Below are 19,596 nucleotides of genomic sequence, written 5' to 3' on the forward strand. Positions count from 1 at the left end.
ACCCCCGCCACGGCGGGAACCGCCGTCACATGGAACGCGCGGAACAGCCTCGGATCGATGCCGATGTTGCCATAGTCGTCCTGGTTGTCGACGACCTTGAGGATGCCTTGCTGAAAGGCTTTCATCGAGTTCCCCGGAAACCCGTTGAAGACGACCGAACCGCCGGCGCGGGCAGTGTCGCGGATCAGCGCTTTCAGCGACTGCGGCGGCATCGCCAACGATGCGAACACAATCAGCTGCGGGGCACGGCCATGGTCGGCGCCGGTGTCGGCAGCCGTCTTCACCAGCGCATCGAAATCGACGAGACCTGCAGGGCCACCGCCGAGGCGGGGCAGACTCTGCGTCATGGCGCGCTGGCCGGCTTCAGCCGTGGCCCTTGCATCCTCGCGCAACGCCTCGCTGCGGCGCAAGACTTCACTGGCCAGCGCCTGCGCGTCGTCCTCCCCGGCCTTGCCTCGCGCCAGCACCGCCTGGATGTCGAGGCCCTCGACGTTCTGCGCGACGGCATAGCCGGTGCCGGCAAGCGCGATGAGGCCCAGCGGCAAGAGCGCCATGCGCTTGATGGTTGTCATGCTCTTCCTCACAGGACGCAGCAGTTTCGTTTGCGCCACACGAGGTAGCCCATGTCCTCACCCGTCGCGGGGATCGCATTGCCCGAGCCGGGCTTCATGTCGGAGGAGCCGATCGGCGGGCAGGCGTAACGGCCCTTGACCATCGGCGAGGGAATCGTCGCCTGGAACCGGTACTGCTGCTTGCGCATGATCGGCATGACGTACTTGCCGCACAGGCCCTTCGAGCCCATCGTCCCCCAAGCGACGCCTTCGCGGTGCAGCTTGTAGGCAAAGCGCGAGAGGGCAAGCCGGCTCGACTGCACCTCGCCCACATGCTCGGCGATATTGCCGTCCATCGGGTACATCGAGCCAAGGCAGCCCGCGCACCAGAACAGCGGATCGAGCGGGAGCTTCAGCGTCGCCGCGCCACAGTCGGCGGCACAGGCCACCTGCGCGATCGGGTTGGCGAAGACGGCGACCTCGGGATTGATCAGCGCGGTCAGGGTATCGTCCTGCCAGAGCGGATCGATCTCGGTGACATAGGCAATGTCGAACGAGGACTGCTCCATGCAGGCGACGTCCGTCAGGATCTCCATCCAGTAGAGGAGCGGATAGACATACCAGTGGACGTTCCACTTGGCGCCGCCGTTGCGGCCATCGCGCGAGGACGCGGCGCGCCCGTACCCGATGTCGAAACCCGGGGCGATGCGCGTGCCGCCAAGACTCGAGAAGCACCAGGGCTTGACCGTCACGTCAGCGAGGCGGACCGGCTCCCAGAAGCCGAACGCAAAACCGATGCGCGGGAGCGGCGAGCCGCAGGCGCAGACCGGAAGCGAGGGATTGTCGGTATCGGGCCGGTCCCCCGGAAAGATCTTCAGCGCGCCGATCGACAGCGGGAAGAGGCACGACCAGCACACGTCGGTGATCGGATTGACGAAACGGCCGGTGCATTTGGCGGGCGCGCTGGCGCTGGTCACGGCATCGGCCGCGCGGGGCTTGCCAGGCAGGCTGACCAGCAACGCGAGACCGAGCAGCGCCACGGTGACGATCCTGCCGACCGCCCCAAACCGCACAGGGAGCCGAACCGAGAGCGGCATGGATATTCGGACCGGCATCATGATCACTTCCTGCCGACGCTGACGGGGATTTCTGAAACGCGCATGACCTTGCCGGCGGGCTCGACGACCGCGGGAACCGCGCGGATGCCAAAGCGCGTGGTCAGGTATCCGCCCTGATCGAAGTAGAACCGGCGCTGGAAGCGCGTCATCGCCTCGAGCGGCGCGCCCTTGACCATGACGATCTTCGCGGTGACATCGGTATAGCGGCGCATTGCCCAGTCGAACTGGTCGCGATCGTCCGCGTCGATGAAGACGAGACTCTGGCGCACGGTCACGAAGTCGAGCGGATTGACGCGCTGGCCCGCGCGCGCGATCGCGTTGCCCTTCGTATCGAAGATGTCGTGATCGATGGTGATCGCCGGATCGTAAGTCCAGCTGCGCGGCCACGTGGCAAGAGCAATGCCAGCCACCGGATCGGGCCTGCGAATGCGCGCCTCGCTCCGACGGGCGAACTCCTGGTTCATCCGCTCGAGCGCGCCCGTCGTCTGCAGGTGCGTGAGCTTGTTGCGGATCACGGCGAGAAGATCCGGCTCAACGACCGCGAAGACCGCGCCGTGCTGGCCATAGTCCCTTGCCGATGTGGGAACGGCGACCGATCCTGCGCCCACGCACGCTACGAGAGCGGCAAGGCCCCTCCCCCGCATCACAGCAGGACTCCCCTGGCAACGCCGACGATCTGGCGGCGGCACACGAAGCCGATCGCGGCATAGCGGCTGTCGAAGCCGTCCTTGTGAGCGCTGCCCATGTAGTAGCAGCCCTCGGGGATACGTCCGACAGGACCCGGCGCCAGCACTTCGCCGGCGGCCGAAAGCGGCTTCATATGACCGATCACCGACCTCGTGCCCTGGCGCGGGTCGTTTCCGGATGGGGCACGGATCAGCACCACGTCGTCACCGCGGTGTTCGATCACGTCTCCTGGCATGCCAAGCGCGATCTTGCCGAATGGCGATGGCCGCTTGCCGAAGTGCGCCTCAACGAGTGCGTTCCGGGGCGGCAGGAAGAAGGCAACCTGCCCCCGTGCCGGCAAGGCGCCGCGCTCGACGAAGTAGGCCCAGTTGGGCAGCGAGGGTGAGCGGTTGATGAGGAACAGGTGCGCGCGCGCGAAGTCGTCGACGCCGCGCCACAGCACGAGCGCGGCAACAAGGCCGGCGCCGGCGATCCACCGCTTCCGCGAGGAACTGGCCCGGGAATGAGGAGGGGACGAATTACTGGCCAGCAACGCCATTGCCCGATCCCGTGATCATTGCACCCGACGAAGGGATCTGGGACGGCATCACGCCACCCTGCCCGACCGTTCCTGGGACACCGGCATTGCCGGTGCCTGGCTGCGCGGCCCCGCCCGCCGGCGGCGAGGCCACGCGCGGCGCGGGATTGGCGAGCATCACCTTGCCCACCGCCTTGCGCACCTCGGCCGTGATGTTGGGCGTGGAGGAGGACACCACGGCCTCGCCGACAAGGATGGTCTCGCCCGTAGCGGCCCGGTGCCTGAGCACCGCCTGCAGCGCCGCCATGTACTGGCGCGTGTCGGCCTCGGTCTGCTCGGGGCTGTTGCCCGCCCGGGCCTCGGCCATCACGAAGTCGTTGGCCATCGCCGCCAGATTGACCGAGACGATCCGCCTGTCCTTGAGCGCATGCACATCGCGCGTGATCCAGGCGCCCCACAGCAGGGCGCCGGCGACGGCCGCACCGCCGAGGATCTGGCCCCAGCTGAAACCGGCAAAGCCACGCCGGCGCTTGGCCGGTGCGATGTCCGGAACAGGGGTATCCGTCCCGGCCTGGGTGCTTGAAGGGTCGCGGTCCGGCAACGATGGTGCGGTAGTGGCCATGGAGAAGCTACTTTCAGGAAGGCGTGGAAGGGGAGATCGCCGACGCTGCGGCGTGTCGAAGCGCCGACAGGCGCGACAGGCACAGCACGGCAAAGACGAGATCGAACGCGACGAAGACCACCATCGCGAACTCGGCGCGGGCGGCGTGCGGCGCGGAGAGGTAATGCTCCGAAAGGTTCAGGCCCTCGCGGAAGAAGCCCTCGAAGCTCGCGTTCGCCATCAGGATGAACAGGCCGATCAGAAGGCCGAGCGCGGCGAGCGCGTTGATAAAGGCCCATGCGCCAAGCGCGATCGTCCAGTAGAAGAACGACGAGCGCCGAGATTGGCGCGGGGAGCGCGTTGCCTCCATCTCAGGCCCGGGCGCAGATGCCGGAGCCCTCATTCCGCCGCCTCCAGTCCCTCGATGCCCTCAAGCGGCGTCCACTTGCCCGGATCATCGGGATAGGCGATGCGCTCGATCGCCTGCGCCATCGGGAAGCCGCGATCGACTAGCCGCTCGACCGCGGCGAAGACCTGCGAGCTCGAGGAGAACACCGTCGCGGAATAGGGGTCGAGCACGAGCCGGCCCAGGGCGAGCGTTTCCGGGCCACGGATCATGAGATCGGAATATTCGGTGCCATTGCGCTTGAGCGAGCGCATCAGCGCCTCGCTGCCATCGCTCAGGTCGAAGCGACCGTGTTTGGTGAAGTCCGAGATGGTGTCGGGCTTCTGCTGGAGCACGATCGACCAGTCGCTGTTCTCCAGCGCCGCCACCGAGCCATCGGACTTGTAGTAGTCGTTGAGCGATTGCGTCGCGGTGATCAGCGATCCGCCGTACTTGCGGCAGGTGCGGGCATAGGCCTCGATGAAGTCGGCCATCGAGCCGCCCTTGAGCATGGCCCACGCCTCGTCGAGCAGCAGCGCCTTGCGCGTCGCGCGGTCCTCGCGCATCGCCTGGCTCGACAGGAACATGATCGCGCTCAGCACCACCGAGCGCAGTTCCTCGCGCGAGGCGAGGTCGGACAGCTCGAACACGGTCAGCGCTGCCCCGATCCGCAGCGAAGCGCGGCCCGTGAAGAACTTGCCGTAAGTGCCCGCTCTTGAGAACGGGCGCATGCCAATCGCCAGCGCCTGGCCCGCCGGATGCCCCGAGGCCTCGAGCGCCCGGATCACCCCGTCGATCGAACCGTTGTCGCGTTCGGCTTCCCACTCGGCATTGACCGCGCCATCGACCAGGCCCGCCTCGGTATCGTCGAGCCGGCTCGAGGGGCGCGCCATCTGGCCGACGATCGCCTTCAGCATGGAAATGGAGTCGAGCTTGTAGTCGTCGTTGCTGTCCGCTTCGGCCGCATCGATCATCGAGAACGGGTTGAGGCGCAACCCGCCGTTCATGGTGAACTCGACGAACTCCCCGCCCTGCAGCTTGCACGAGTGCTCGAAGCTGCGGCCATCGTCGATCACGATGACTTTCGCGCCGGCGCCGACCAGCGCCGCGGTGATCTCCTGCAGCGCCACGGACTTGCCCGACCCGGATTTGCCGAAGACCGCAACATTGTGGTTGCCCGCGGCGTTCTCGAACGGCGACCAGAAGAAGGGCTGGCCGCGCCGGCCCAGCAGCAGCATGTGCGGAACCGCCGAGCCGGTGTACTCGCCCTGCATCGGCGCGATGTTGGCGACAGTGGTCGTCAGCATCGTGCGCATGCGCTTCAACCGTTCGAAGTCGCGGGCGAGGCCGTTGGCCATGGTCATCGGCATGACCGCGAGCAGTCCCGGCATCTGCATGTAGCGCTCGTCCTGCAGCTCCCACCCCGCCGACTTGTAGATCGCCTTGAGGTTGCGCTCGTGGGCATCGCCCATCCCGTAGGTCGAGAAGCTGGTGACGCCGTAATAGACCCGCACGAGCTTCTGGCCCTGGCGCAGCTGCTCCTGGACATATTCCCACTCGCGGCTCTGGTCCTTGAGCTGCGGCATCCAGCGGGCCGAGCGGGAATCGGCAAGGCTGGTGGTGCGCATGAACTTGAAGCTCGCCCGTGCGGTTGCGGCCTGCTCGTCGGGATATTCGAGCGCCAGCACGGTCGCGACCGGGCACGGCATGCGCAGCTTGTCGATGAACGGATCGCCGATCAGCCGCGCGGTATCCCACGCCGTCCAGCGGGGCGGCAGGTTGCGCACCGCATAGGATCGAATGTCAAAGTGATCGGGGCGCACTTCGCCGATATCGGGCGTGCCGTCGGTGAGGTTGCCCATCGCCCGGAACCGCTCGGTCCTCAGCACGATCCGCGTCGGCTCGACCCGGATCTCCATATCGCGGCGCACGGCCTGGTCGGCGATGGGATCGAACGGGTTGTAGTCGGTGACGTCCTCGACGCCCGAGGTCGTGGGCGAGGTGAAGTCGTCGATCAGCGCCATCAGGCCGACCGGATCGATGACCATGCTGTGCACATCGATCGAGCGCAGCATCGCGATCATCGAATCGCGCAAGGCCACGAGTTCCACGTCCGTGGTCTTCGATCCTTCGGGAACGCCGAGAGACACGATCACGCGATGCGAGCGCAAGTGGAAGGGGGCGTCGCGCGACAGGCTCGCCCAGACACCGGCCTTGATATGATCGCAGCGGTGCTGCGCCATGCGTTCGTAGATGCCGCCCGCATCGCTGCGCGGCATGTACCACATGCCGATCTTGCCCGAGACGCGCGGGCTCTGCCACTGCACGATCTGGACGCAGGTGCGCTCCGGGATACCTTCGGACAGGAACTGGGCGATGATCTCGCTGGTGCGGTCGTCCGCGCCGACCAGCGGCGAGATCTCGAGGATGAAGCCGCGCGAGGCGTTGTTGTAGTAGAGCTGGGTCTTCGGATCGAAGCTGCGGTAGGGCAGCCAGTGCGCCAGCATGGGGATCGCGGCTTCGGGCGGCGCGGCATCGACCTTGCGGGGGCCGCCGAAGAGATCCGCGACAAGACCGTCGAAGAAGGCCATCAGTGTTCTCCCGCGATCGTGGTCGTGGCGGCCGGGAAGGACGGGGCACGGACGGGTGCGGCGGCGGCCGACGTGGACGCCGAGGGCGCCGGAGTAGCTGGCGCCGTGGCGCCCGCTCCCGCCGTCGACTTGCCCAGCGTCTGCTCGACCTGTTGGCGGATGGATGCTGACGGAGACACCGTTGCCGCGCTCTCGCCATTGATAGTGAGGGCCTGGTCGAACGCGGCAAGGCCGGGGGCACCGGCGGCAAGTTCCGCATAGGACAGGCGAGCCGGTGCCGCTGTGCTCTGTTGCACCGGCGCTGGCGCGCCCTTCCCCGCCATGGCGTCGGGCTCGACATAGACGACCGATTGCCCGCGCCAGCGCCCGAAGCGGTCCGCGCGTGCCGGCAGCACGACCTTCAGCGCGTGCGCCGAATGCGCCGTCGAACTGGTCGGGGACGCATCCGGCGATCCGGCCGGCGCGGAGCCATCGCCGCCCATGACCGTCAGCGCCTGGTCGTCGATCTTCGAGGTGGGTGCGCACATGCCGTCGGGGGCACGGCACACGAAGTTCCCCTTGACGTTGCCACCAAGGCTGACGCAGCCGGCAAGGATTGCGCAGGATACGGCTGCGCTGCTGATAGCGGCCATACGCTTCATGGCAGGATGCTCCGGCTGATCGTTACGGGTGCAGGCCGCGGGTTGCGGTTCGATCGCAACGCCATTCCCCCGGAAAGAAACAGGCCCATCAGGCCTGCCCATGCGGACAAGGCCTTGAGTGCGACGAACATCGGCCGCCATCCGACGGGATCGGAGTGCCCGAGCGCCGTCACCGCCTGGCTGCTGATCGCGAAGAGCACCGCCAGACCCGCCAGTTCAACACCGATCAACAGCGCGATCGTGACCCGATGCCGGTTCATCGCCGCGCCGCCTTCAGCCAGGGCTCGAGAATGTCGCGCGAGCGGTAGCCCTCGAGCATCTCGCCATCGGAGCGCACGATCACCGGCGTGCCGGAGAAGGCGTTGACGCGCGCGAACTGCTCGTTGGCGTCAAGCCCGCTGGTGTCGCACGTGGCTGCCGGCAGCGCCTCACCGGCATAGGCCGCGCGGACCGCACGCCCCTTGTCGCGCGCGCAGAGCACGCGGTTGGCTATGTCGCGGCTGCCAAGCGTCGAGATCGGCCGCTCGATCACGCGCACGTTCATCGTCTCGAGCTGGTTCACCAGCGCGCGGCAATACCCACAATGAAAATCGGTGAAGATCGTGACCGGGGTCCCGTCCGGCTTGCCCCAGACCACCGCGCCCGCCGGACCCAGCTTCGAAAGGTCCACCCGGCGCGCGGTTGCCGCCTGCCCGGCGCCTGCCCCTGGGCCTGCCACCGCGCCAGCAGGAACGCCGCCATGCGCGGCCATGGCCGCAGCGGGCGATTCCGCGCCCTCCTCCTCGCGTGATCCCGCATGGGCCGCTCCGCCCAGGAGCAGGCCGGGATTGATCTCGAGCAGCTTGGCGGCGGTGAGGTCCTGGCGCGTCTGCATGTCATAGACGCGGCCGATGAACAGGTAGCGCGCGCCGTGGTCGACGTAGAACAGGCTCTTGCCGGCCACGACCTCGCAGAGCCCGCCAACCTTGTCGCAGTCCATCGTGCCGACCTCGGTCTTTGGCAGGCGGGTCTTCAGGAGGTCGGTGACGTGGCGGGCATCGATGTGGCGATCGGCGGCATAGACGCCTGCCGAAACGCTGAGCGCGCCCAGGGCACCGAGAAGTCCGGCGCCCAGTGTCCCGCTCTTGAGTGTTCCGCTCTTGAGCTTGCTGGGGATTTTCATGGCTGAGGTAACCTTCAGTTGCGGATGAACGTGCCTTCGAGGAACACGATCTCGACATCGATGCCGGTCGGCATCTCGATGACGGGCTGATACTGCTCGGCCCGTTCGATGAGGTATTGCGATAGCCGGTCACCGGCCTGCGCGATGCCCTCGCCAAGGCCCCCTTGAGCGATATCGCCGGCCGACAGCTTCGGGCGCTCGCCGTTGACGACCGTCTGCGCGCCGGTGAGGTAGGCGCGCGTGTTCACGGAAAAGCCCTTGCCCACCCCGCCGACTAGGCCGGCGAAGAACGCCTGCATCGTGAGGCTGCCCTCGCGGCTCACCACGCGGCCGCGGACCCCGGTCTTGCCGCCGAAGGCGACGAAGCCCTTGACCTCGCTTTCCGCAAAGCGGCCCCCCGGCTGCGGACAGGTCATCTTCGCGAGCCGGACGTAGACCTTCTCCGAGGACAGATCGCCGCGCGCCGCGCCATTGACGAGGCAGCCGTCGATCCGCGTGGTCAGCACCTTGCCGTTCTGCGCGACCGAGCGCGCCGGGCCGGTGATGCGCAGGACCACCGGCAGGGGATCGGACTGCGATTGCACATTGGACGCGGCATCGACGCCAACGATGACGCGCGCCCTGGCGTAGCTGTTCGCCGGCAGGTAGTTGGGGCTGTCCGTATAGATCGTGTTGCCGCGATCGGCAGGCCTGGCGGTGCCGGTGGCGCCGGCAGGCGAGCCTGTGAAGCTGATGACCTTGAGTTCGGAGCGTGGGGCAGCCGCCAGCGGGGACCCGCCCGGAACACTGCTCGCGCCAAAGCCCTGGTATGACGATGGACCACCGGCGCCGTAGAGGGCGCGCGGTCCTGCCGCCGCCGCGCTCGCCGCACCCGATTGCGCGGCCGCCAGTTGCTGGCGCAGGTTGCGGTTCTCGTCCTCGTAGGCCGAGACCACCTTGGTGCCATCGGCCGCCATGTTGGAGTTTTCCGAACGCAGCGCGTCGAGCTGGGTCTTCAGCTGCGCAAGCTGGTCGCCCTGCCCCGCCATCCGGCGCAACTGGTTGTCCTGCGCCTGCAGGCGGTTCTCCGACATCGCAATCCACTCCTTCTCCGAGAGGTTGCGCGCGCCGAGATCGTCGGTGGACACGGAAATCTGCTGGCCGCCTTTGGGCGTCTCGGGGCCGGTCGGCTTTGTTCCGCTGTCGGCGAAGAGCCACCAACCACACAGCACGACCACCACCGCGCCGCCGGCGTAGAGCGCCATGCGCTGCCGGCGCAGAACGGCGTCGTTGCCGGCGAGGTCCGTCGCCGGCATCGGGGCGGCGTTGAGATCGGGCGCCGCCCTGCGTGCGCCCTTGCGCTGAAACAGATCGCTCAATGCCATTGCAAAACCTCGTGCTGCTCAATAGCGCCGCCGTGACGCGGTCGCGGGGCCGGGGACGGGAAGTCCAGGGGGGGCCAACCGTCCATGCTCATGATCCCGGCACGGTGCGGCGCGTGACGACATAAGCTGTCGTCACCTGGCGCGGCTCGAGACGGGGCGAGGCGATCGACACCGCGACCGCGTCAGCCGGCGCCACCTGCGCCTCCTCGAGGTCCACCGGCGCCTTGCCGGTGTTCTCAATCCGCAGCACCCGCCCCATCAGGTCGAGGCCGCGGTACTGGGCAAGGAGCTGGACGGTGACATCCCCTGCCCGCACCAGCACCAGCGCGGCCTTTTCCATATGGAAGCCGGGCACGACCTTCTGTCCCGCCATGGCCTGGACAAGCCGCACCGCCGTCTCGTCGAGATCGGGCGCCTGCTGGTCCCCCTCGTCGGCATCCGCGCTCTTTGCAGCGGCTGCCGCTCCGGGATTGGAGAGAAAGATCTGCTGCGCCTCGACAGCGTCGATGCGGCAGGCGAACTTGTAGACGAAACCCTTCTTCGACGTTCCGAAGAACGAGAGCGCCTTCGCCTTGAACCCGCCCGGGACCGAAAGATAGATGTCACCCCGCGTCGGCTCGTTGACGACCGAGAAATCCTCGAGCGGATTGTCGGGCTGTACCTTGGAGACGCTGGCGAAGGCATCGTCGACAAGGCTGATACGCGTGAGGTCCTTCTGCGAGGCGACGCATTCGACGCGCGCATTGTCCTCGACCATCAGGGTCTGGTCGGCCCAGGCAGGGGTGGCGAAGAGAACGCCGGCGGCAAAGAGGGTGCAGCCCACCCATTGCGCGCCACGGTTGTCGAGGCGCGCAAGCAGCATGGCGCCGCCGGCAAGGCAGGCGTAATCGGCCGATCCGTTCATGGCTGTGTTCCTGTTGAGGGCGCCGCGGTCGCAGCTTCGGCTGCGGCTTCAACGGGCGCGCCGGGAGCGCTGACCGCGCCGAAGCCGACGAGGCGCAGTTCGACGCCGGTGTAGCTCCAGTCGAAGCGGAACGTGCGCTTGAGCGCCGCCACTTCCTGCCGGCCAACCATGGTGTGCAGCACGCCCGTCACTTCGGACGTCAGGTGCTCGGGGTCGACTTTCATCGCTTCGATCGTGAAGAACTGCGCAACGCTGGAGCCGCGCTGGTCGTTGACGATGCGCAGCAGCTCGCCCTTGATCCGGCCGTAGGCCGAGGGGTGGACGATCCGCAGCACCGAATCCATCCAGTATTGGGCGTTCGCCGGCGTGCGGTTGAGCATGAGCACGGTCGCGTCGCGCGTCACCAGTTCGAGGTAGTCCTTGCCAAGCCTCGCACTCGAGATCTCGATGCTGCGCGTCAGAACCGGTTGCAGCACGACCTGCCGGTCGCGCGCCGAGGCGGCGATCAGCGCCAGCATCGCGACGACGCCAAGGCCGATGCTGGTGAGGACCAGCATGTTGCGCTGTTTGAGGACGCGCTGCGCCTGCGCCTGGCTGAAGCCGATTTCCATGAGACTATCCCGCCATGAGTCTGAGGTAGGAAGGCGGGACGGCGCGAAGGCCGGTCATGCCCTGCGGCAGGTACCAGTAGCATGCATGAAGAAGCCAGGACGTGGCACGACCAGCTTTTGCCTTTCGCAGACCCCACCAACCCAGGAAACCCAATGCAATGCCGACAAGCACATGCTCGGTCATGATGCCGACCACGAACGGGATCGCGAGGCAGGCGAACTCGTCGAGAGTCCACAGGCCGATCCGCTCGGGCTCATCAAGCCGTGCAGGAATGACATAGCGATCCATCGCCGCCCCTCTCCCCCGGAACGATCAGCGGAGGCGCAGCCCCCGTGCGATCGTCACCGGATTACGTCAGATGATCGCGGTGATCGTCGAGGTGACGATCGGGATACCCGTGCCGACGCCGATGCCGACGCCCACGGGAATGGCGATCTGGGCCATCGAGAACCGGCCCGAAGCGAGGCCGATCAGGCCGCCGACCAGCGAGATCAGGGTGATGATCTTGCCGCCCGAACCTTCGAGGAAGCCCGAGAACTTGGTGAAGGCGGTGTCGAAGGTCGTGTCCGTGCCGGCCAGCGCCGGTACGGCGAAGAGGGCGACCGCAAGGGCCACCATCAGCAGCGCGAAAAGCAGGTTCTCCAGTTTGCGGTCGGAGACCGTATTCTTGAAGCCATCCCACCTGGCAAGTGAAGCCGTAAATGCCATAGCATGTCCCTATTTGCTTTGCCGTCAGTATTAACGACGATTCCAGACAAAGAGATGGACCGGAATTTGCAAGGTGGAACTGGCCGCATTGGAGATCAATGTAGGAGATATTCTATAAAATGTCTCTCATGCAGCATTTTTACGTATTTTTATGGCGGAAATTTCCGCCACTCTGTCGAATTAATTCATCATTCTGCCGGATTTATTAGAGGGAGTGGCGGATTTATCCGCCATCCGGCGCAGCCGAAGCACGCGCTCTTCAATTCATACGGATTCACGCTTGCCCAACGCAGGCGCATCGCCTACCCATAGGAAAGCATGTATTTGCATGTATTCTTATCGAACGAGGACCGCATGCCCTTGAGTGATCGCTATCGGGAATTGTACCTGAACCAGATGGGACAAAACCCGGTCTCCACGCGATCAATCGCAATCCGCGCCAAACTGCACCAATCGACGCTGAGCCACTTCGCGTTCAAAGGCGGGAAAATGCGCTACGATCATCTCGTAGCGCTGCTTGACGCCGCGGGGATAGATCGGCTGCGATCCGTCCTCGCCGTCGAAGTCCTTCAGGACCCGGACAGCTATGACAATCCCGCGATCAAGATGATTGCCGACATCCTGCCTCCCTTGGTCGAATACCTCATGTCGCAGGACATGAATCTGGCTGATCCGTTCCGTACCCACGAAACGGGCATGATCTCCGAACACATCGCGAAATATCTCATCCAGATCGTCGAAAAGCGGCAAGCGCGCCAGAATGCCCTGTTTGAGCAGCGCTATTCCCTGGGACGAGCATGAACTCCCATGGGTTGCGGCAATCGTCCCAATTATCCCCGCCGAAACGGGTGTCTAGGGCCTGGTGCGTCCCTCAAGCGCGCTCCAGTTTGCGAGAATGTTGGCAACGTAGCCTCGGGTTTCCCGGATAGACGGCACGGCATAGGAGGTCCGGACACGCCCAGGACCCGCGTTGTACGCCGCCAACGCGAGGTCCGCGCGACCGAACTCGTTGAGATGGGCCTTGAGATAACGTGCGGCCCCTGTGAGGTTCCCGCGCAGGTCATAGCGATCGACACCAAGATGTCTCGCCGTGCCCGGCATCAGCTGGCCAAGACCGAATGCCCCTTTCGTGCTGACGGCGAACGGATTGTAGCGGCTCTCCTGGATCAGCATCGCATCGAACAGGCCGACCGGCAGGCCGGCTTCGCAGGCGACCTGCTGCATCAGCGGATAGAGCAGGCGCCGGCGCTCCTCGCCGGTCTGCCCCATCAGTTGCGACGGCCGCCACGGCCGCGCCCCACACGCGCCGATCGCAGGCGACAGGACTGGTCGCATCGTGATCGCCACCGGCGCTTCCCCAGTCCTCATCCAACGAGGGATTCGCAAGAATGAAGATGGAGCCACAGCCTCCGGGCGCGACCAGTCTTGCAGCATCACCGCGCCAGGGCGCGGCACTTCCAAGGGACCAGTTGCCGTTCGTGGTTCGGCGGGAATGCCTGAGCCGTATGACGGTCCCGCCGGAGCCGAAAAGTCCAGCAACGCAACGGCACGAGACGCAGGCCGCGCATGCGCTGACGTCGACAGCAAAAGGCATCCGGCGATCAGAAACAGACGATGATGTGGCATGGGTGGACCATCGCGAAGAGGCAAATCCTGCTCAAGAGCCTGACTCGCACCAAAACACCTGGCGGGCAGAGGACAGGCCGCACAAGGCCATGCGCAAGGAGCTCGATGCCCTCCCTGTCTTTCATGGACGGTCGCGATCAGGGTGGCACAGCGACGCCTATCGCCAGCGCCAGATGGACGCCGGGTTGGTCCCGGTCAGGCTGCTGCTACACAGGGATCTTCATCGCATGGTTATCGGCTTGCGCGATCGCTACGGCTACCGCAGCCTCCACGCCATAGCGACGGCCTACCTCGAAGCCGCGGAAAAGCGCGTGAACATCGCGAGCCTTGTCATGCCGCGCCGCCATTCGCGGTCCACGCACTATGTCGAGTGCAACGTGATGATTTCCGAGGATGCGCGCAATTTCCTCGATCGCATCAAATCACGCCATGGCCTTTCGCGCTACCACGCGTTCGAAGCCCTGCTCGACGCCCTTCCCGATCCATGGGCCGTCAAGGCCCATGGTTCCCTGTTCGATTGCGATAAACCGGAGAACGCCGTGAGCGGATAAACGAAGCCCGGCACGAGGCCGGGCATCGCAGGATTGATTGCCTGAGCATTTGGCGTGCTCAAACCGAACCCTAAGGCGTGGGTTCTGGCTAGCTCTCCTCGACATTGCTGTCAACGATGCGCGCTTCGCGCCACGGGACTTTTTTGCCCCGTGAACGGCCTCTCGTGAGGAGGCTGACACCATGACCATTACCAACGACGCAGAAGCGACGGATGCCGTGATAACTCCGGCCAGCGACGCCGTGCGTTATGCCGCCGCCATCACCGCGCAATGGCGCAGCCTGCCGCCGGTGAACGATGCGCGAAAGCTGCGCTCCGACATTCTGAAAGCTCTCGAATTGCTGGCGCGCTACGACACGCGCTCGCTCGATGTATCCCGCGCGAACGTGCGTCACCTCATCCGCCTGGTCAGTCTGGTCCGCCCCGAGGACCTCGCCGCCAGTGGCGGCCTGCTCGGCGCTTCCAACGCCTGGTACGCCGAGCGCCTCGGTGTCCGACCCGACACCATGACCACCATATTTCGCGCGCTGAAGCGCGCCGGCCTCATCATTCCGCACAACCAGACCGAGAACCACCGCCGTGTCGCCCGGCGCGACCGCCACACGTCCTGGATAGGCCGAGGCTACTCGCTCAAGCCCTTGCTCGTCCGTCTTCCGGAATTCTCGCAACAAGGGCGCCGGCTCGAGCACGAGGCGGTCGTTGTCCGCGCGAAGCTCTTCGAACTGGACGCGCTGATACGGCAGATGCGCCGCCAACTCGCCGCCGCTCCCGATGACGGCCTGCACGAACGCCTTGCATCGATCGCCGACGAGATGCGCGCTGCCGGTGGCCGCCCCAGCGCTCCTTTAGCGACATCCCTGTTGCACCAGGCCTTTGTGCTATCACTCGATGTGGAAAAGCGCCTGCAGATCGGCTGCGCAGAGGCCCCTTGTCCGGATTTGAATCCGGACCAGTCCCGAAAAAATTCCGGACCCCATATTACAGCCGAGCAACATGATACTGTTCTTGTATCGGCTATCCAGGAGGGGGGTAGCGGTGAGGACGGCGCGCCGACGGCGATATCTGGGGTGAGGGAAAGGTTGCTGGTCGGGGAGGAGATGACGTGCGGCATCACTCCGGCCGAAGCACGGCATCTGTTTCCAGCGGGCGCGTTGTTCATCCCGGCATCGAGCGATCACGAAGCCTTTGTCATTTCCGCGTCGCGGCTGTCCGACGCGCTGAAGATCAATCCCCGCCTGCTCGGGCGCGGCTTCGAGACCATGGGGATCGCCCGCACCATGTGGAGCCTGTTTATCGTCTGCCAGCGATCCGCACGGGGAGAAATCCATGCGACACCCGCCGCCTACTTCAACGGGATGGTGACCAAGGCCGCCGCCGGGATGCTTGACCTCGACAGGTCAATCTGGGGCGAGCGCCAGAAGGCGAACAACCACATGGGCGGATGAGGATTGCGAGGTCACACAAGACGGGGCGCTTGCGGCATTTCAATCGACACTCTGGACACTCAAATCGGTCCGTATTGCCGGTTTCCCCGTTCCCATCCTTGCCAAGCAGGGTGCATCCGTGGATGGTCAAATTTCCGTTAACGATGTTTTTTACAACGCTGGCGGAAAACCGTGGATGGAGCACTGATCATGAAAAACAAGCGCGCGCCGCGGCCGGCGCCAAGGCCGGCTACGCGAAGTTTCTGGAGCGCACTCCTGCGCTACCTTTACAGCTGACGCACCTGCACTCGACGTCGATGTGGCGGCCCGCATCATGCGGGGCCGTCACTCGGCAAACTCCGGCGACCGCAAGTACGAAAGCGCAAGGACCAGAAGTGTCGTGGAAATGGATATACGGGTCCCCAGCGCCTCGGCATAAATCCGGCGCGCCTCTCGCAACGACACACCGATCTGATCGTCGAAACGCACCGCGAACCTGATTCCGGAATGGCTCGCCTTTTCGAACAGGTAGTCATCGCCGATCACGGTTTCCAGCATAGCCGGATCGTTCCAGGGAAACTCGATCAGAAGGGCCCTCAGGAACGCGTTGAAGCCGACCAGCTTCACTTTCTCGATCTGGAATCTGGCCAATGCCTCGACAAGGTAGGCAAACTGGTTCCTTGTATAGGCGACGGTGTAGCCAGCATTTGCCATGAAATGGGAGAGCCTGTATTCCTTGCCAATCGATCCGGAACGAGAGCACACTTTGACACCGCCGCAACATGCCCCATCCGCCGCTCATCCATACTATGACGAAGAGGCAACCTGGGGGACGTTCGAGCTTGCCGTCGAGGCCTATGCCCTGGTCCAGCAGATGCGCGAGGCTCTAGCAGTGGTCGCTACCGAAAGCGAGTCTACGAAACCCTCCGCTGCCGCGCGATGGTTGCCAGCAGTTCCTCCAGCGCCATGACTTCGCCAACCGCCTTGCCGAGACCATAGTCAATCCCGGCAACTTTGGCCGCGGCAAGATCGGCTGCCGAGGTGAGGTTGGGTACGAGGATCGACCGTCCAAGATCCCTGCCCAGATCCACGCTGGCACGTAGCAGGCGTTCACCCGCAATATAGCTGAAACCGGAAAAGGTCTCCGATAGCTTCATTTGGGTGGCCCGCAGGCGACGCAGCGTTGCAAAATCCATATTCCTCGCAAGTCCGAGGCCAAGCAGCGAACATTCCACACCAAGCTTGCGCAGACGGATGAGCTGGCTGTCGCGCAAGCCGCCACGCTCGACCGATTCTAGACGATCCACGCCAATAGTCAGGCGCTGCGCGACATCGGGTTTGCCAGCAAGGACATGACCAAGATCTTCCCACAGGTGCGGATCGTCGAGAAGATCCGCCTCGATATTCAGCCAAAGCCGCATATCGTGGTGGCCGTATTCCTGAGGGCTAAGAACAGTGCGCAGTTGCACCATCACCTGCGCGCTGTTTTCCCGGGTGATGGTTTGCGTAAACTCCGCTCCACAGATCTGACCGGTCATCAGGTTCAGCACCGGCCGATAGGGACGCAAAGCCGTTACGTTGTTCCCACCGTTTGCCTCCTGCGTCGGGGCCGAGCGCGCGATAGCAAAGGGGATCCGCCTGGCTTGTGCACTTTGCGCCGCTTCGCCCGCCCTGGTCAGGGCCGTGGCCATGTCTCCGCCGCTGAGAAACGCAATGCCCGTATGCGCTGACACCATAGTGTCGACTGGCAATCCTCCCGGAACACCCGTTTCGGACGCGACGGTGTACAACGTATCGCGCAACCGGTGAATGTTCGTGAGATCGACGTGAAACGCCAACGTCTCCGGCGCCGTCTGGAATACCACATCAGCGAGCCCATGGTCCCGGATGCGCTCGGCCGCCGATTGCAGCGCCCGCACGGCATCGTCGTCGGCAAGACATGTGACGCGCATGCAGCACACGCCCATCGTTCCCGCCGCGATCGCCGCCTCGGCAAATGCCGCGCGGTTGGCGAGGCCCGTATCGCCGTCAACCAGTCGGAACGCATCGCCGGCCTGCTGGATATCGAGCTTCCAGCGCATCAACCCGGCATAGACCCAGGCCAGCAGGATGCCAGGAACAATCTCCAGATCGACCGCCCACCGCGCTAGCGCGCCGAAGGTGAAAAAGGCTCCAATCGAGAAGTAGGCAGCGTGGCGAAACCTGAACGCACGTCGACCGAGCCCCCACATGAAGTGCGGAAGCGCCAGAGCGGCCAACCAGATGGGCAACCACCCAATCTGAATGGGCACGCCATGGCGATATGTCTCCATCTGGACGATGAGCTGCGCAGGTGCCGTTCGATTGATGCCGAAGCTGAAAATCGGACCACCTGCCCCCACCCCGGCACTGTCCGTTTGACTGATAATTATGAGGCGCCCGGCGACTTTCTCGCGCGGAAATCGTGCCGATGCCACATCGAGCAGTGACAATCTTTCGACGGCATCACCATCAATCGTAGGATTGACCGGGGTTACTGTATCAAAATGCCGTGTCGCACCCGTGGCCAACGCGGCCACTGGCGGGATCACGCCTTGCCGGGTTTGTAGCCAGGGTGACATCGACCCCTTGGGGCTGCGAAACAGCGAATACGTGAGGGCATTCCCGTAAAGGATGTTCTTTCGTAATTGCGGCAGCGGCGGATCCTCCCGGACGACCGGAAAGGTTTCCGCGTGAAGAGACAGTGCCGGTAACCAACCCGCAGACCGCTCCGTCATGGGGCCGTCGTTAGCGGGAAATACTTCCAGAACCGCGATCACGGGACGGCTCAGCCGGGCTATCGCTTGGCCGAGGCGGGTGTCGGCCTCTGGTGTCGATGGCTGATCAAGGTATTCGTTGATAATGATGCGTTTCGCACCGGCATTGTCGAGTTCCGTCAATGCCTTTGCCAGCAACAACCGTTGATCGCCCAGCGAACGATTGTCGAAGCCGTGGCTTTCCTCGACCAGAACGTAATTGTCGAGCGTCCTCTCCCTGAACGGGATCGTGGCTGCAAAGTGGAACGTTTCCAACGGAGCGAAAATGTCCAGCGCGGAGACCAGGAAGGATAAAGCCAGTGCCCAGACAAGATATTTCCGGGGAACGGGGAAGCTGAGGAAACGCTGCACACGGTGTCCCATAGCCATGCGATCTTGCATGGCAAGGGAGTCTGGGGCAAAGAATGATGCAAATGAATGCCACTTCGGACCAATCTTTCGCGGAAACGGCGACCGACCGCCTCTATCTCGAGATGCGCAAACGCATTCTCGATGGCCGGTTGCGTGGCGGGCAGCTGATCCAGACGGCGTCGGTCCTCTCTTTCTTCGAATGCGGAACGACCCCGACACGCGAGGCGATGCGCCGCTTGCGCCTGGAAGGCTATTTCACGCAGGATACCCGCGGCCGTCACTACGTCCGCAACTGGTCCCAAAACGATCTCGTCGATGCCTGGACGCTGGGCGCGACGATATGGGGATATTCCGCTCTTCGTTTTGCCGAACGCGCCGATACGCTGCATAAGACCCGCCTCAACACGCTGATGAACGCGGCTTTTGAGGAAGGGCGCACCGATTCAGGCGATATGCAATTTGTCCTGTCGGGCATTCTGGTAACGCTCCACGTGATCGGCGCAAAGTCACACGTCCACCATGCCGAGGCCACGCTCGATCATCACGTGCCAGTGGGCCTTCGCAGAATGTGTCTTCAGGCGCTGACCAGTGCGGATCTGCAAAGGCTTTGCAGCCAGCTCCAGAACGCCGTGAACTTCGCTCTGGCCGGGCAAGCCCAATTGGCCGCGCAAGGCGTGGAAATGGCGGTGCGCTCAATCCTGGCGCCAGCTGCCGAGCATTTTTCCTGGCTTGCGGCACTGCCGACGACGGCCGAAGCCGTGTTTGATGACGATGGCGACGTCGAAGCGCCCAAGTCTCCCCGCAGCGACCTGCGGCCCTATTACGGAACCGGGGCGCCAGAGATTGCGGATATAGACCAGTGGATTGCCCGGACGGTCAAGGCCACTGCTCCACACACGGGCCATACCGCGCTAACCGCCTGACTTTTCGGCCGCACCCGTTCAGCGCTTTCCGTATGGTACGGCACTTTCATCCCTGATTTTTGGCAATCTGCGTACGCTGCAGCAAA

22 protein-coding genes are annotated in these 19,596 nt (G+C 64.5%); 4 read left to right on the forward strand and 18 right to left on the reverse strand.

Features of this window, described 5'->3' with window-relative positions:
• The 15 genes from NMD1_RS00015 to NMD1_RS00085 form a co-directional block, all read right to left on the reverse strand.
• On the reverse strand, positions 1–572 hold a 572-nt coding region (locus NMD1_RS00015; RefSeq protein WP_147457716.1), incomplete at its 3' end, for a type-F conjugative transfer system pilin assembly protein TrbC.
• A gap of 8 nt (positions 573–580) precedes the next feature.
• A complete protein-coding gene (traU, locus tag NMD1_RS00020) occupies positions 581–1,648 on the reverse strand; it encodes a conjugal transfer pilus assembly protein TraU (protein WP_125953151.1) in 1,068 nt (355 codons plus the stop codon).
• Positions 1,649–1,671: 23 nt separating this feature from the next.
• A complete protein-coding gene (gene traW / locus NMD1_RS00025; RefSeq protein WP_125953152.1) occupies positions 1,672–2,313 on the reverse strand; it encodes a type-F conjugative transfer system protein TraW in 642 nt (213 codons plus the stop codon).
• Positions 2,313–2,894, reverse strand: a complete 582-nt coding sequence (locus NMD1_RS00030; protein WP_125953072.1) for a S26 family signal peptidase — start codon at positions 2,892–2,894, stop codon at positions 2,313–2,315. Before NMD1_RS00030 ends, traW begins: the two co-directional genes overlap by 1 nt.
• On the reverse strand, positions 2,875–3,495 hold the full coding sequence (locus tag NMD1_RS00035; protein ID WP_125953073.1) for a TrbI F-type domain-containing protein: 621 nt from the start codon (positions 3,493–3,495) through the stop codon (positions 2,875–2,877). Before NMD1_RS00035 ends, NMD1_RS00030 begins: the two co-directional genes overlap by 20 nt.
• A gap of 13 nt (positions 3,496–3,508) precedes the next feature.
• Positions 3,509–3,844 (reverse strand): hypothetical protein, encoded by a 336-nt coding sequence (locus NMD1_RS00040; protein ID WP_125953074.1) that lies wholly within the window; start codon positions 3,842–3,844, stop codon positions 3,509–3,511.
• 29 nt (positions 3,845–3,873) lie between these two features.
• Complete coding sequence (traC, locus tag NMD1_RS00045; RefSeq protein WP_125953075.1) at positions 3,874–6,450, reverse strand: type IV secretion system protein TraC; 2,577 nt, start codon at positions 6,448–6,450, stop codon at positions 3,874–3,876.
• Positions 6,450–7,091 (reverse strand): hypothetical protein, encoded by a 642-nt coding sequence (locus NMD1_RS00050; RefSeq protein ID WP_125953076.1) that lies wholly within the window; start codon positions 7,089–7,091, stop codon positions 6,450–6,452. Before NMD1_RS00050 ends, traC begins: the two co-directional genes overlap by 1 nt.
• Positions 7,088–7,351, reverse strand: coding sequence for a hypothetical protein (locus NMD1_RS00055; protein WP_125953077.1), 264 nt, complete (start codon positions 7,349–7,351; stop codon positions 7,088–7,090). The genes NMD1_RS00050 and NMD1_RS00055 overlap by 4 nt, the downstream gene beginning before the upstream one ends.
• A complete protein-coding gene (locus NMD1_RS00060; RefSeq protein ID WP_125953078.1) occupies positions 7,348–8,253 on the reverse strand; it encodes a DsbC family protein in 906 nt (301 codons plus the stop codon). Before NMD1_RS00060 ends, NMD1_RS00055 begins: the two co-directional genes overlap by 4 nt.
• Positions 8,254–8,267: 14 nt before the next feature.
• Positions 8,268–9,617 (reverse strand): TrbI/VirB10 family protein, encoded by a 1,350-nt coding sequence (locus tag NMD1_RS00065; RefSeq protein ID WP_125953079.1) that lies wholly within the window; start codon positions 9,615–9,617, stop codon positions 8,268–8,270.
• An 88-nt stretch (positions 9,618–9,705) separates the two neighbouring features.
• A complete protein-coding gene (locus NMD1_RS00070; protein WP_125953080.1) occupies positions 9,706–10,521 on the reverse strand; it encodes a type-F conjugative transfer system secretin TraK in 816 nt (271 codons plus the stop codon).
• The gene (locus NMD1_RS00075; RefSeq protein WP_125953081.1) at positions 10,518–11,132 is read right to left on the reverse strand and encodes a type IV conjugative transfer system protein TraE; all 615 of its coding nucleotides are present in this window, start codon (positions 11,130–11,132) and stop codon (positions 10,518–10,520) included. Before NMD1_RS00075 ends, NMD1_RS00070 begins: the two co-directional genes overlap by 4 nt.
• Positions 11,133–11,136: 4 nt before the next feature.
• Positions 11,137–11,421, reverse strand: a complete 285-nt coding sequence (gene traL, locus NMD1_RS00080; protein WP_125953082.1) for a type IV conjugative transfer system protein TraL — start codon at positions 11,419–11,421, stop codon at positions 11,137–11,139.
• A 66-nt stretch (positions 11,422–11,487) separates the two neighbouring features.
• The gene (locus NMD1_RS00085; protein ID WP_125953083.1) at positions 11,488–11,841 is read right to left on the reverse strand and encodes a TrbC/VirB2 family protein; all 354 of its coding nucleotides are present in this window, start codon (positions 11,839–11,841) and stop codon (positions 11,488–11,490) included.
• A gap of 360 nt (positions 11,842–12,201) precedes the next feature.
• Between NMD1_RS00085 and NMD1_RS00090 the strand changes: the two genes are divergently transcribed.
• A complete protein-coding gene (locus NMD1_RS00090; RefSeq protein ID WP_125953084.1) occupies positions 12,202–12,642 on the forward strand; it encodes a hypothetical protein in 441 nt (146 codons plus the stop codon).
• Between the two features lie 51 nt (positions 12,643–12,693).
• Here NMD1_RS00090 and NMD1_RS21390 read toward each other — a convergent pair whose 3' ends face one another.
• Entirely contained in the window at positions 12,694–13,188 is a 495-nt protein-coding gene (locus NMD1_RS21390) for a lytic transglycosylase domain-containing protein (RefSeq protein ID WP_233497254.1), read from the reverse strand.
• A 41-nt stretch (positions 13,189–13,229) separates the two neighbouring features.
• On the opposite strand from NMD1_RS21390, the gene NMD1_RS21395 reads away from it, so the two are divergent.
• Both NMD1_RS21395 and repC read left to right on the forward strand, forming a co-directional pair.
• On the forward strand, positions 13,230–14,018 hold the full coding sequence (locus NMD1_RS21395) for a hypothetical protein (protein ID WP_233497255.1): 789 nt from the start codon (positions 13,230–13,232) through the stop codon (positions 14,016–14,018).
• Between the two features lie 181 nt (positions 14,019–14,199).
• Positions 14,200–15,462 carry a replication initiation protein RepC gene (gene repC / locus NMD1_RS00105; RefSeq protein WP_125953087.1) on the forward strand — a complete coding sequence of 421 codons (1,263 nt, stop codon included), beginning with the start codon at positions 14,200–14,202 and terminating at the stop codon, positions 15,460–15,462.
• 324 nt (positions 15,463–15,786) lie between these two features.
• On the opposite strand, the gene NMD1_RS00110 is transcribed toward repC, so the two are convergent.
• Together NMD1_RS00110 and NMD1_RS00115 are read right to left on the reverse strand one after the other, a co-directional pair.
• On the reverse strand, positions 15,787–16,155 hold the full coding sequence (locus NMD1_RS00110) for a hypothetical protein (RefSeq protein WP_125953088.1): 369 nt from the start codon (positions 16,153–16,155) through the stop codon (positions 15,787–15,789).
• Positions 16,156–16,355: 200 nt separating this feature from the next.
• Positions 16,356–18,587: an EAL domain-containing protein gene (locus tag NMD1_RS00115; protein WP_158453826.1), complete on the reverse strand. Its 2,232-nt coding sequence runs from the start codon at positions 18,585–18,587 to the stop codon at positions 16,356–16,358.
• Between the two features lie 62 nt (positions 18,588–18,649).
• On the opposite strand from NMD1_RS00115, the gene NMD1_RS00120 reads away from it, so the two are divergent.
• Positions 18,650–19,510 carry a GntR family transcriptional regulator gene (locus NMD1_RS00120; RefSeq protein WP_158453827.1) on the forward strand — a complete coding sequence of 287 codons (861 nt, stop codon included), beginning with the start codon at positions 18,650–18,652 and terminating at the stop codon, positions 19,508–19,510.
• Positions 19,511–19,596 lie beyond the last annotated feature (86 nt).

The organism is Novosphingobium sp. MD-1, from assembly GCF_001014975.1.
In the GTDB taxonomy this organism is placed as follows: Bacteria; Pseudomonadota; Alphaproteobacteria; order Sphingomonadales; family Sphingomonadaceae; genus Novosphingobium.